Here is a 13571-nt window from a genome sequence, read left to right as displayed (position 1 = left end):
GTAAAAACTCCTAGTCACCTAGGAGTCATTGTATAAGCATCTCACTCTTTACAATCAATCCTAATTATAAAATATCTCTCTATACAAAACAAACGAACTTTATGTGAACAAACAAAGCTCCATTAAAATATGTTGCACTTTTGTTTTACACAATCCATACTAATTGTTATAACTTTTTAAAGGTGGTGTAATAATTGATAGTTCTTGAAACCGAACGTCTTAACCTTCGTTGGTTTGATATAAAAGACGCTCCTTTTATTCTTGAGTTAGTAAACGATCCTGCATGGATTCAGTTTATCGGTGACAAAGGAGTTAGAAACTTAGAAGATGCAAAAAATTATATTGTAAACGGTCCCATCGATATGTATAACAAACTCGGATTTGGCCTTTACTTAGTAGAACGAAAAGAAGATCTCACTCCACTTGGTATGTGTGGCCTTATTAAAAGAGATTCATTAGAAGATGTTGATATCGGATTTGCCTTTTTAGAGACATTCCGTTCACAAGGATACGGCTACGAGTCAGCTTCTGCGATAATCGAATACGGTGTACAAAAGCTCAACATGAAACGAATTGTAGCAATTACTTCTATAGATAACATCGCCTCAGGAAAGCTTTTAGAAAAAGTAGGATTACGATTTGAGAAAATCATTTCAGATTCAGGAGAAGATTTAAAATTATTTGGGTATAACGCATAGTAAAGAAGGTCGCCGTGAATGGTGACCTTCTTTACTATTTTACTGATCTCGTCATAATACTTTTAGTTCCATTATAGTTTTGCAGTAATTCTTGTGATTACTACTATGCCTTTCATATCACATTTTTTGGAAATTCATAGAAATAAAACTTTCACATTTAAATAAATTATATTAATATATCAAATAAAGGAAGTGAGAATAAATGGAACAACCGCTATTTTTATTAGTTCTTCAATTCATTGCATTCATATTAATCATTTGTATCGTATATGGAATGTTGTACAATACCGTATTAAATTTAAATATGCCTAAATGGACTGCACATATAGTAGCTACGGTCTTTTCCCTTGGTATTACCTATCAAGCTTTTAGAAATTTTATTTGAAAAACTTTTGTAGCAATTACTTCTATTGTTGATGCAGTAAAGCTTTTAGAAAAAGCAGGATTGCAATTCGAGAGGGTTATTTCAAGATCAGAAAACGTAACCATTTTTTATAAAGTCTTTCCAGCGCAAAATAGTGAAGAAGTTAGTTCCGCTGAAAGTGTGTTTGCATAAAAAGAAATGAATTTAATTGATGCTACAAAAATTTTATTTTAATTCTGGTTCTATTGTTTGGAATCGTTCTAGGGTACCATTTGTGTGGACTTTAAAAATTTTCATTTGCGCACCAAAATGTTGTGTTAAGTAAAATGTATCACCAGTTATTAAATTTCCAATCTTCCAATCAGGTTGATATGTACTTTCCATGGAACTTTCTAAATCCCCAATCATTATTAAATTGATATATAATGAAGATGAACTACTCAACATTTTCGTTAAAGATAGTCTATCAACCTCTAACTACCTAATGAACTCAAGTAAACACATCTTCAGTCATTTTAAGAGGTACAAAAGGCACCCTTTCGGGTGATTTTTGTATAAAAATTCTATTTTTTTATATTCGATACCAACCACGAACCTTTTTAAAATAATAGTATCATTATGTCTCCTTTTTAGAGATTATTTTTAATTACCTTGAATTTTTTGCACCAGAACCGGAAAATCCCTGACTACTCGAAATATCAACTATCAGGTGCTAATATTCAATAACGCGTACTGAAAATGATTAAACATTTTTATAAACCAGTGGAACATTTAAGAAATCAATTTTTCTCTTATCGAAATTTAATTAGCTTACAGTAATACAGTGGTCATATATTTTTAAGAATAACGGAAGAATATATAGAAATTGCTACAGAAATGTGAAGTTTAATTAATTTAGGAGGAACAAACTTGTTTAATCAGCTTGTAAAAGTTATACCGAATTTATTTACGATTGGAAATTTATTGTGCGGTGTTTTCTCAATCACCTTGAATATGAGTGAATATTTAGGAGCAGCCTCCATTCTCATTTTCTTTTCAGCTGTTTTAGATTTTCTTGATGGAAGAATTGCAAGAAAATTAAAAGTGAACAGTGAGTTTGGCGTAGAATTGGATTCCTTAGCTGATATTGTTAGTTTCGGCGTCGCTCCTGCGCTTTTATTTCATACGATAGCAACACCTTCTATTTTAACTTCTTTGGCATTTATCCTATTCCCAACAATGGGTGCTTTAAGATTAGCTAAATTTAGTATTAAACCAACTATTGGATATTTTAAGGGATTACCTATTCCAGCTGCAGGATTATCATTGGCTGGTATGGCATTGTTTTCATATAGTAATGCATGGATTACTTTAATCCTCGCCCTCTTAATGGTAAGTCCCATTAGGTTTAAAAAATTTTAATGAAGGTCACGCCCAACGCCATTAAGGAGCATTTTAAATGGATTTAACGCGTCAATAAGTATAAAAAAGCGGGACAATAATATTAAATTAGGTGCCCTTCGAAAAATTAAAACCTTGTATTTATGGCTATTGGGTTAATCCATCGATATGTTATTCTGAAACGTCAGTCCACTTTTAACAGGAGCTCCCTTTATCAAGAGAGCTCCTGTTCTTATTTCTTCTTCTTTTCTGTCGGTTGGCTTTGTTTAGCAAAATTAGATGAATCATCAAAATTTGGTTGCTTTTTACCAGCATTATTACTTCTACCTTTTCCCATATGTAATGCACCTCCCCTCCCCCTTACTATTCCCAATAAAAAAATTCTCTTGCATCCAAGAGAATTTTAAATTGGGTTCTTATTGATAATACCTAAGTACTTCCAACACTGCCATTCCATAAAAGATGGATCCAATGTTAAATTATTTAATGCTAAAACAAATATTACATTTTCATATTTAACTGGATAATCAATTAATAATCCTAATGTATTTCCTGAATCTGCGACAATTATGATTCCCTTTTCTAACACGTCATCTATAACTTCTTTTAATTATTCTTACCTAGCATATAATATTTTCCTACACATTGAGATTGCATGTTGTATAAGGAAGCCCTTCTTCTTTCCATGCAAGAAATCCTCCCTTTAAATTCACTACTTCCTTTATACCAGCTCTTTGTAAAATACTAGCTGCTATAGCGGAACGTAATCCGGTTCGACATTGCAAAACTATTGGAAAATCTTTCGGTATATAATCTAGTTGTTCAAATAGATTACCTAAAGTGATATGTATTGCATCATGAAGGTGTCCTTCCTCCCACTCTTTTTTACTACGCACATCGATAACCTTAACGCTTCCACCTTTTATATGCGGATATAATTCAATCGATGTTTTTTCTTTGTAACTTTCAAATCTATCAAGTCTTTGTATTACTTTTAAGGGTGCAAAAGCAATAATATTATCTAACCCAATAGATTCAAATTCTCTAATAACTGCCTCTACTTTAACTTTTTCCTCATCTAGAATTATTAAAGTTTCTTTTTTATAATCTAATAACCATCCACACCAAGTTGTGAAAGAATTGTTATAAGGTATGTTAATTGACTTCTCGATATGACCTGCAGCAAAACTCTCTACATCCCTTATATCAACTATTTGATAAACGCTCTTCAAAATTTCTTGAAGTTCTTCTACTGTATTAATAGCAGTACTTTTTCTCTTCTTACGAATTGGCGGACCATACTTATTTAAATTCTTCATTAATGAAAAATACTTTGGAGGCTCTGGCTGTCCTGTCAATAAAGTCGATATAAAATCACTTTCTTCATTACACTGAAATGCCCAATTGAACATCTTTTCATAACCTAATGTAGAAGTTGGAATTGCTCCTAATGCTTTTCCACATGCGCTTCCCGCACCATGTGATGGCCATATTTGCAAATAATCAGGAAGTATTTTTATTTTTTGTATAGAATCAAATAATTGTTTTGCTCCTATTTTTGCAGTATCTTTCATACCGACTGCAGTTTCTAATAAATCCGGCCTTCCTATATCTCCTACAAATATAAAATCACCTGTGAATATCCCTATCGGCTTATCATTCGTATAGTTATTTTGACTTGTATCAGTTACTAAAAAAGAAATACTTTCAGGCGTATGCCCTGGGGTGTGAATTACATCAAATTTTATATGACCTACTTTAAACTCTGTACCCTCTCTAACCAATTTGTATCGACCTTCGTTAAGATATTGATATTTCCAATCACAATCTCCTTCATCAGATACGTATAAATTTGCATGATAAAGAGTAGAAAGTTCTCTAGACCCAGAAAGAAAATCAGCATGAATATGAGTCTCAGCCGCAGCAATTACTTCCATCCCCTCTTTCTTAGCAAATTCTATATATTGTTCTATATAGCGACTAGGATCAATAACGATTGCTACGCCTTCTTTCTGACAACCGACTAAATAGGAAGCATGTGCTAATTTTTCATCATAAAAATATTTTAAAAGCATAGCTATTCCCTCCAATTAGTTATTTCAAATTAATTTTCAATTTTTGTAACCACTTTTTATCTTCTCCTATAGAATCCCTTTCAACATTAAATTCCAATACATATATGGCAACATATATCTTTTAAGTAAAAACATACTATACCGTTCTTTCGCTTGATTAAATGGAAACGTTTCTTGAGGCTCATGTTCATAGTTAAATTCAGCAAGTATAAGACTTTTATATCCTGTAACAATCGGACATGATGTATATCCATCATATTTAGCCTGTAAATCTCTTCCGCTAAGTACGTCCATAATATTTTGTTTTAAGACGGGTATTTGTTTTCGAATTGCTGCTCCAGTTTTAGAGGTAGGTAAATTGGTACAATCTCCAAGTCCAAAAATATTTTTATATTGCACATGCTGCAAAGTATAAGGGCTTATATCTACCCACCCCTGATGATCACTTATCTCACTCTCTTTAATAAAATTAGGTGGCCCCATTGGCGGAACAACATGTATCATACTATATGGTACGGTTTCTCTTTTTAGTGTTTGCGTATCTTCAAAAATTGCCTCTCTCTTTTCGGCGATAATTTCCACTAGATTTTTATTATAATTCGTTATAATTTGCTTTCTTTCTAGTACTTGTTCTAAAGTATTTGCATATCGTGGAACCTGAAATATGTTATTGTTTGCAGAATAAAATATTACTTTACTTCTGTTTCTTACACCACTATTACAAAAATACTCCTCTGCTAAGTACATAATTTTTTGTGGAGCACCACCGCATTTAATAGGAGTATTAGGGTGGGTAAAAAGCGCATTTCCTCCTTTAAATTTTTCGATTTCTCTCCAAGTAGAATCAACATATGTATAAGAATAATTGCTACATACCCCATTAGTGCCAATAGACTCTTTTAAGCCTTTAATACTGTCCCAATTTATTTGGATACCAGCTGCTACAATAAGAATTTCATACTCAAGTAGCAGTCCGTCATCTAAAAGTATCTTATTTTCAGATGGAAATAACTCAACAACACTTTTAGGGATCCACGTTGCCCCTTTTGGAATAAGCGATTCCTGATTACGCATCGTACTTTCCTTTGAAACAATTCCTCCCCCCACTAAACTCCATAGTGGCTGAAAGTAATGTTTTTTTGATGGATCAATAATTGCTATACTTTCTTTCAATAGGGGTACATTTCGTAATAAATGTGCAGTAGAAGATAGTCCTGCTGTCCCAGCACCAATTACAATAATTTTATAACTATCTCTGGTCTTCATTATCCTCTTCCTATCTAAAATTGATTTTTAAATTAACTAATTAGTAGCCATTTTTTCATCGTAGTAACATGATTATAAGTTAAAAACATCATAGTTTTATCTGATTTAAATGAAAATTTTGTTAATTTTACCATCAACATTACTATATGCGTAAATCCCCTATGTTACTTCCATATTTTAGTTTTAATATTAAAATTAAATATTATTATATAAAATAAAAATAATGCATTAAAATACTTTTCATGAATCCGGATAAGTAATGTTTAAAAAACAAAATCTAACATCTTAGATGTTAAAATAAACAAATTCACATACTTCACAAATATGAAAAGTATTAAATATCGCTTAAGTTTCGTTACCTTTTTCTGTATATATTGATAAAAAATTGTGAAATTTTATCGCATTATGCAAGACATTTAATATCAAATATATTACTTTTACTATGAACTAAATGGTTTATAGGGCTTTTCTAAATAAACAAGGTGCTAAATTAATTCTTAAGAAGCCATTATCATTGCATTTATCTAAAAATTTAAAAAATACACACAGATGGATATCATCTTAAATACATATATAATTACCTTTAATTTTTTGACACGATTTCACATAATTCTTAAACTGATTTTTTTGCGTGCATTATGAAAAAAAATGCACCGTGTCAGTCTTTAAAAGATTATATATCATAACTTTAAGAGAGGCAGGAAAATTATGAAGATGAAAAGAAAAATCTACTGGTTAAATGCTAGCCAATAGATTTTTCTTTTTTATCTAAGGATTCTTTTAAAAGAACAACAATTTTACTACAGTAATCAAGAACAGGTTTCTAAATTAAGTTACTGGAGAATATATAACTCTGGCGCAATATCCCTACCAGCTTTCATTCCAATAATAACTCCATGATATAACGTCAAAGATGAAATCCCTCAACTTAGGTATTTGACTTTTTAAATTTATACAAATGTCTTAGCTCTATGTACTGTGATATATAGGTCCACATCAATATGTTATTGCATCATATACTGAACAGATAATTTAAATTACTTTTATAAAGGATGATGAGGATGAACCTAGAAGATATACAAAAATCCTATGGCGTAATTGTAAGTTTAGGAGGATTGTGTCAAGTCACCAACCAAATCAAAAGACACAATTTAAGAACATTTTCTGGACCTTTAGATTGGTTTTATTATCCATCACTTTCAGATGTAAACAGATTACTTCAAAATCGATTTAAAAAATTCATGAAGTTGGAAAATATGGTTATAGAAGGTTCAGAAAGTTACGGTCTTATTGAATCAGAATTTGATAATCAAATTAAATGGGCAGAACGAATTACCTACTGTATAAAGGACACTTATTATAATTGTTTTTCAATGCATGATTTTCCTATTAATTCCGAAAAGGATTTGAAATCAACCTATCCTTCTTTTAAAGCTAAATTAGACACTAGAATTAATCGATTCCTTGAAAAAATAAATAGTAGTGAATCCATTTTATTCATTAGAATTTGGGGAAATCGAGATGAAGCGGTTGAATTACAAAACGTATTATCTAAAATTACAAATAAGGATTTTAATATTCTTATTGTTAATTTCAAGGAGGGTATATCTAATATTGTTGAACAAAATTGGGGAATATCGAGGGTTTGTTCAATTGAACTCCCACGTTATCAGGATAGATGGGAAGGTGATGATTCCGATTGGGATGTTATTTTAAACAAAATAACATTAACTTAATAATTTTCTTCTTACTTTTAACATGATTTGGCCCGTAAAATCAAATAGGTGTAGAAAAATAAAATTCCTGTCTAATTGATACACACTTAATTAACAAAACGTTCATATAATAATTCGTAAGTCCTTCTTTATTGAATAAATAGTTCTTTACAAAATTAGTTCCATCACTAGAGCACCTTTATGCGGTGCTCTTTTTTGAATTTATAAAATGTAAAAATAGTTGTTCCATTTTCCTTTAAATGGCTAATTCCCTTTGTTATTCTTCTATTGATTTCTGTATAATCATTTATGCGATCAGCATATTCTGCTTATGTAGTGCATTCACGACTACTTACTTCCATACTTTATCTTATATTTTGTCTTCTTGGATATTTCATTATAAGCTTCTTCAATTCCCTTGATTTCCTTCCCCTTCTTTTATCTTAAGAACAAGCAATTTCTTTCATTAATATTAAATAAACTAAAGCATAGATTTTAAAAGAACCTAATTTACATATAATTAATGATAAACTACAGTGTGTATTCTCCACGTTTAATCAGCATCTGAATTATAAATCTAACATATTTTTTTTAGTTGATTGTCATTATGGTACAACCGTGTATACATTTACCAAACAAACTACATAGTTTAAATTAGTAAAATATATAGAGAGGAAGGAAATAAATCTATGAAAGTCATAATTTTGTGTGGCGGAAAAGGGCTTCGGATGCAAGGAATTTTAGAGGACATTCCCAAACCATTAGTTCGAGTTCAAGGAAAGCCTCTCCTCTTGCATATAATGAATTGGTATAGAAAATATGGACATTCTGATTTCATTTTACCCTTAGGATATAAAGGTGAGAAAATTAAGGAATATTTTATGGACTTTAGCTGGAAAGAGAATGACTTTAGTTTGAATTTTAAAACCAGTCAATATACGCTACTTCAGAAATTAGAAAATTGGAATATACACTTTATAGATACAGGAATTGATACAATGACCGGGGCAAGACTAAAAAAACTTGAATCCTTTGTACAGGGTGAAACCTTTTTATTAACTTATGGTGACGGATTAGCCAATATAGATATTGATCAACTAATAGCATTCCATAAAGAAAAAGGAAAAATTGCTACATTAACTGGAATTAAAAAAAATAGTCAATACGGCCTATTGGCGGTCGAAGATGGAATTGCTATTGATTTTAAAGAAAAACCATTACTTGATGAAGTAATTAATGGCGGTTTTTTTGTATTTAACAAAGAAATATTCAATTATTTAAGTAATAATGATGATTGTGTTCTAGAAGAAGATCCTCTTCGAAATTTAATAAAAGACAATGAGCTCGCCGTCTATGAACACAATGACTTTTGGGCTAGTGTCGATACACCTAAAGATTTAAAAACTGTAAATGAAAGTTGGAATCCAAATAAATTTTAGTGGAGAGGACTGAATAAGCATTGAACTCTAATGATAAAAAAATAAGTTTACCTCGATTGTACATCCCCTCTAATGAGAAAATAGTTAACCCACTTTCAACAGGAATTAAAGCTTCAAATCTCTCCAAAAAAAATACTCAAAAAAGAATTAATCCCCAATTCTATAATCAACAACATGATCTAAATAATCATTTCTGCGTCATTGTAGGTAGTGAGTATGTCTTGAAAATTATTGCTTTACAGCAATCATTAATGCAGTACTCAGAAAAATTCACATTGTGGATTTGTTGTATAGATCCTTTTGCATATTCACTATTAAAAGAAATGAGTTTAATTAATGTAAACCTTTTACAAGTTGAAGAATTAGAAGATCGTGAACTAAAAGCAATTAAGAGAAAAAGAAAAGTAAATGAATATTGTTGGACTTTAAAATCTGTCTTGATAGAATATTTATTGGTCAATTATGATTTACCATCTATTCTATATTGTGATGGTGATTTATGCTTTTTCTCTGACCCTAATATTATTTTTGAGGAATGGGGTGACCATTCTATCTTCCTAACCCCCCAAAGAGATCGTGATTGGGTAGAAAAAATGTACGGAAAATATCAGGCTGGTCTAATTGGATTTAAGAATGATCTCTATGGACTAAAAAGTGTAAGATGGTGGAAAAATAAATGTATAGATTGGTGCAGTGCCGAGGCTGAAGAGGGGAAATTTGGAGACCAAAAGTATTTAGATTATATCCCTATATATTTTCCAAAAGTAAAAATTTCAAATAACTTAGGTATAAATGCTGCGCCTTGGAACTGTATATATAATAACGATTATAAAATTGACAAGACTAAAAATGATATATTTATTGAAAACGACAAACTAGTTGTTTACCATTTTGCATGTATTACTATCTTTACTGAAAATGATTTTGATCTTTGGTCTTTGGGAGAAATTTCAATACCCAATAATATATTAAACCATATTTACACTCCGTATTTAGAGAGAATTCAATTTGTTTTAAAGCAATTAAAGGATAAATTCAATAAAGATACTAAACAATTTTTAAGTAAAAAAGATATAAATAAAGCTCAAACTTTATATAAAGATTCACAATTAAGAAGAAAAATGAATCAATCCAATCATTTTATGAACTTTTCCATGATTATAAGTAAAGAACGATTAATTCAAGGATTGACCTCTTATTATTCCTTAGAAAATTTCAACGCTAAATTTACTGTATGGATCTGTTGTATGGATGATCTAACTTATCAAATATTAGAGAAATTAAAATTAAAGCACGCCATACTAATTCCGGTAAAAGAAATTGAAAATCATGAACTCCTCAGTATAAAAAATGATAGAATTTTACAAGAGTATTGTTGGACATTAAAAGCGCCCCTATGTCTACATGTCCTTAGTCTTTATCCGGAAGTTGATCACATTATATATTGTGATGCTGATATGTATTTCTTTACAGCACCTAATATCATTCTTGATGAGTGGTGGAAATACTCTGTATTCCTTTGCCCTCAAAGAAGCTCTACTGAAATTGAAAGCATACACGGTATATACCAAGCTGGTTTAGTAGGCTTCAAAAACGATCAAAATAGTAAAGAAATTTTAACATGGTGGAAAGATAAATGCCTAGAATATTGTAATAATCATTATGATGTTGAAATGGATAGATGGGGTGATCAAAAATATTTAAATCACATTCCTAACATCTTTTCTAATATAAAAATCATGACTCATAGAGGTATTGATGCAGCACCTTGGAATGTCATTTTAAATAGCAGTTCTATATCCAAAACAGATAATAAAGTTTTTATTGATCAAGATGAATTAATAGCTTTTCATTTTGGAAGTATGCAAATTATTAATCCAAATGAGTTCGATTTATGGAAACACGAAACTTTAGAATTACCTCCAGCAGTTTTAGATTATATATACATTCCTTATATTGAACAATTGAATAAGACATGTCATACCCTTCATAATACTTTTCAAAAACCTTCCTCCTCTTTATTTGCTGATCAAATTGATACAACAACAATAAAAAATTATTTTAAATACCCCTCCCCTCATCACAATTAAGACTGATACTTTCCTTATTTAAAAATAAATCTATTTATTTCAGCAACTAAAAATACATCTTAATAAAGGATAGATTATCACTATGATTGCTTCATTTAAAAATAAAACTTTCCTTATTACTGGTGGATACGGTTTTATTGGTTCTCACTTGGCACGAAGACTTTTAAATTTACAAGCAAAAATTGTTCTTTTCATAAGAACACCATCAAACTCTTGGAGACTAAAGGATATTCTAAAATATATTGAAACCTATGAAATAGATATACGAGATAAAAAACAAGTACAAGATGCAATAAAGAAAATTAATCCCGATTATATCTTTCACCTGGCAGCCTATGGTGTAAATTCTGCCCATACAGATTACATCCATGCTATAGAAACAAATGTTATAGGGACTTGTAACATTATTCAAGCAGCAAAATTGGTGAATTGTAAAAAAATCATCAATTTTGGGAGTAGTTCTGAATACGGTAACAAGATGGAACCTATTCATGAAAATATGTTACTAACTCCTGTGGATATCTATGGAAGTACCAAAGCTGCTGCTACTATACTCGCCCATCAAATTGCTAGCGAAAACAATATTAATCTTATAACATTAAGACCTTTTGGCATATTCGGAGAAGGCGAAGAGCCGCATAAAATTTTTAGCTATATAATCTTGCGAGTATTACAAAACAAAGATGTAAATTTAACTTTATGTAATCAATTAAGAGATTATTGTTATATAGAAAATGTAATAGATGCCTGTATCCTAGCAGTAGAAAATACTACTGTACAAAATGAAATTTTTAATATTGGGAGCGGCACTATTCACCCCTTGAAACATTATGTAGAATTATTATTCAAACATTTGAAAACCAATTCCAGACCAAATTACGGTGCAATTTCCTCTAGAACAAATGAAAGATGGGTTCCTGAAGCGGATGTGCAAAAAATAAAAAACTCTCTTTCCTGGGAACCTAGAATTAATATTGAAGAAGGAATTATAAAAACTGTTAATTGGTATAAAAATAATAAACATTTATACCTAACCCCCTAAAAATAGGGTACTAAAGGAGGTGGACTAATTGTTAAACCAAAACTTTAATAATGCTTTTTACGGAAAAACAATTTTAATTACTGGACATACTGGTTTTAAAGGTTCTTGGTTATCCCTATGGTTGAATGAATTAGGTGCTACTGTAATCGGATATTCATTAGATCCTAAAAATAAGAATGATAACTTTAACATTACTAACCTTCAAAATAATATAATTGATATTCGTGGAGACATTAGAGATTTTAATAAATTAAATAAGGTTTTTACAGATTATAAACCTGAAATTGTATTCCATTTAGCTGCCCAACCTCTAGTTAATTATTCATATGAATATCCTAGAGAAACATACGAGGTAAACGTTGTAGGGACTATGAATGTACTAGAGGCAATTCGATTACATGAATCAGCTAAAATAGGAATTATGGTGACAAGTGACAAGTGCTATGAAAATAAAGAATGGCCTTGGGGTTATCGTGAAATTGACCCTATGGGCGGCCATGACATATATAGCTCAAGCAAAGGATGCTGCGAACTTTTAATTTCTTCCTATCGAAATTCTTACTTTTCAGAAGAAAACTTTTCTCAACACAAGAAAATAATTGCAAGCGTTCGAGCTGGTAATGTAATTGGTGGTGGTGATTGGTCAATAGATAGAATTATTCCTGATTGTATACGAGCATTAGAATCAAACAAAAACATTATTATTAGAAACCCTACTGCTATTAGACCCTGGCAACATGTACTAGAACCCTTAAGCGGGTATTTACTCCTTACAGAAAAAATTATAAATAATGGTATCCTTTATTCAGGAGCATGGAACTTCGGGCCATCCCTAAGCAATATTGTTCCAGTAGAAAAATTAGTGACCAGTTTACTAGATATTTGGGGCTGCGGGGATTGGACAGCAGAAAATATAGGTCCAATAAATTTTCATGAAGCAAATTTACTAAATCTTGACATTAGCAAAGCAAAATTCAATCTTAATTGGCAGCCAAAATGGTCCCTACAACAGACTTTAGAAAATACAATAGAATGGTATAAACATTATAATTCTTACACCAGTTCTGAGATGATAAATCTATGTATTAGCCAAATCAAACAATATTGCATGCTTTGAACTACTCCCACTTACCCATACTTGCTGTGAGTTCCTTATGGAGGGAGTCTTCTTGGTTAAAATAATAAAAGATACATTAATTTTTATAGTCTAAATTATAAACCTACTATACCTAAAATTATGTGATTGTCCATTAACAAAAATTTTATTTCTTCGGTTATTTCAAATCAACTATTGACATTATATTGAAGAATAAAGGAATCACGTATTTTTCTAGTGATTCCCTTGTTCTGAGAAAATAATGTCTTGCTTTAACGACAATACAGTATATGTGATTATTAATTTATTTGTTCTAGTTATGAAAAAATCTATTCCTGTCAAAAGAGCTTTCTTCAAAGAAAAACTTCCTTTTTTTCTACTTATCCTACTCGAAAAGTAAATAATG

General features: G+C 30.7%; 11 protein-coding genes. 8 read left to right on the top strand and 3 right to left on the bottom strand.

What is annotated here, in order from left to right; genetic code table 11:
* Positions 1 to 194: 194 nt before the first annotated feature.
* Both DN404_RS06650 and DN404_RS06645 read left to right on the top strand, forming a co-directional pair.
* Positions 195 to 698, top strand: a complete 504-nt coding sequence (locus DN404_RS06650) for a GNAT family N-acetyltransferase (RefSeq protein ID WP_000636203.1) — start codon at positions 195 to 197, stop codon at positions 696 to 698.
* 202 nt (positions 699 to 900) lie between these two features.
* Positions 901 to 1083: a hypothetical protein gene (locus DN404_RS06645; protein WP_006922728.1), complete on the top strand. Its 183-nt coding sequence runs from the start codon at positions 901 to 903 to the stop codon at positions 1081 to 1083.
* 204 nt (positions 1084 to 1287) lie between these two features.
* Here DN404_RS06645 and DN404_RS06640 read toward each other — a convergent pair whose 3' ends face one another.
* Positions 1288 to 1470: a DUF5065 family protein gene (locus DN404_RS06640; RefSeq protein WP_002000399.1), complete on the bottom strand. Its 183-nt coding sequence runs from the start codon at positions 1468 to 1470 to the stop codon at positions 1288 to 1290.
* Positions 1471 to 1971: 501 nt separating this feature from the next.
* Here DN404_RS06640 and pssA point away from each other — a divergent pair.
* Positions 1972 to 2463, top strand: coding sequence for a CDP-diacylglycerol--serine O-phosphatidyltransferase (pssA, locus tag DN404_RS06635; RefSeq protein WP_000483080.1), 492 nt, complete (start codon positions 1972 to 1974; stop codon positions 2461 to 2463).
* A 617-nt stretch (positions 2464 to 3080) separates the two neighbouring features.
* On the opposite strand, the gene DN404_RS06625 is transcribed toward pssA, so the two are convergent.
* Together DN404_RS06625 and DN404_RS06620 are read right to left on the bottom strand one after the other, a co-directional pair.
* Positions 3081 to 4517 (bottom strand): MBL fold metallo-hydrolase, encoded by a 1437-nt coding sequence (locus DN404_RS06625; protein WP_097919504.1) that lies wholly within the window; start codon positions 4515 to 4517, stop codon positions 3081 to 3083.
* A gap of 66 nt (positions 4518 to 4583) precedes the next feature.
* Positions 4584 to 5783: an FAD/NAD(P)-binding oxidoreductase gene (locus DN404_RS06620; protein ID WP_000857313.1), complete on the bottom strand. Its 1200-nt coding sequence runs from the start codon at positions 5781 to 5783 to the stop codon at positions 4584 to 4586.
* A gap of 1061 nt (positions 5784 to 6844) precedes the next feature.
* Between DN404_RS06620 and DN404_RS06615 the strand changes: the two genes are divergently transcribed.
* From DN404_RS06615 to rfbG, 5 genes are all read left to right on the top strand, one after another.
* The gene (locus tag DN404_RS06615; RefSeq protein ID WP_001047153.1) at positions 6845 to 7519 is read left to right on the top strand and encodes a papain-like cysteine peptidase; all 675 of its coding nucleotides are present in this window, start codon (positions 6845 to 6847) and stop codon (positions 7517 to 7519) included.
* Between the two features lie 668 nt (positions 7520 to 8187).
* Entirely contained in the window at positions 8188 to 8937 is a 750-nt protein-coding gene (locus tag DN404_RS06610; protein ID WP_000864434.1) for a sugar phosphate nucleotidyltransferase, read from the top strand.
* A gap of 20 nt (positions 8938 to 8957) precedes the next feature.
* A complete protein-coding gene (locus DN404_RS06605) occupies positions 8958 to 11027 on the top strand; it encodes a glycosyl transferase (protein WP_149214876.1) in 2070 nt (689 codons plus the stop codon).
* 82 nt (positions 11028 to 11109) lie between these two features.
* Positions 11110 to 12069 carry an NAD-dependent epimerase/dehydratase family protein gene (locus tag DN404_RS06600; RefSeq protein ID WP_000561952.1) on the top strand — a complete coding sequence of 320 codons (960 nt, stop codon included), beginning with the start codon at positions 11110 to 11112 and terminating at the stop codon, positions 12067 to 12069.
* 28 nt (positions 12070 to 12097) lie between these two features.
* On the top strand, positions 12098 to 13186 hold the full coding sequence (gene rfbG / locus DN404_RS06595) for a CDP-glucose 4,6-dehydratase (protein ID WP_000934347.1): 1089 nt from the start codon (positions 12098 to 12100) through the stop codon (positions 13184 to 13186).
* Positions 13187 to 13571 lie beyond the last annotated feature (385 nt).

The organism is Bacillus sp. TE8-1, assembly GCF_008368855.1.
GTDB lineage: Bacteria > Bacillota > Bacilli > Bacillales > Bacillaceae_G > Bacillus_A > Bacillus_A cereus.
The sequence above is the reverse complement of the archived record's forward strand: the minus strand, read 5'-3'. Positions and strand labels throughout refer to the sequence as shown.

Bases quoted from the DNA above. Each gene is read 5' to 3' on its own strand.
- DN404_RS06645 (WP_006922728.1), top strand. From the start codon at position 901: ATGGAACAACCGCTATTTTTATTAGTTCTTCAATTCATTGCATTCATA.
- DN404_RS06640 (WP_002000399.1), bottom strand. From the start codon at position 1,470: ATGATTGGGGATTTAGAAAGTTCCATGGAAAGTACATATCAACCTGAT.
- DN404_RS06625 (WP_097919504.1), bottom strand. From the start codon at position 4,517: ATGCTTTTAAAATATTTTTATGATGAAAAATTAGCACATGCTTCCTAT.
- DN404_RS06620 (WP_000857313.1), bottom strand. From the start codon at position 5,783: ATGAAGACCAGAGATAGTTATAAAATTATTGTAATTGGTGCTGGGACA.
- DN404_RS06615 (WP_001047153.1), top strand. From the start codon at position 6,845: ATGAACCTAGAAGATATACAAAAATCCTATGGCGTAATTGTAAGTTTA.
- DN404_RS06610 (WP_000864434.1), top strand. From the start codon at position 8,188: ATGAAAGTCATAATTTTGTGTGGCGGAAAAGGGCTTCGGATGCAAGGA.
- DN404_RS06600 (WP_000561952.1), top strand. From the start codon at position 11,110: ATGATTGCTTCATTTAAAAATAAAACTTTCCTTATTACTGGTGGATAC.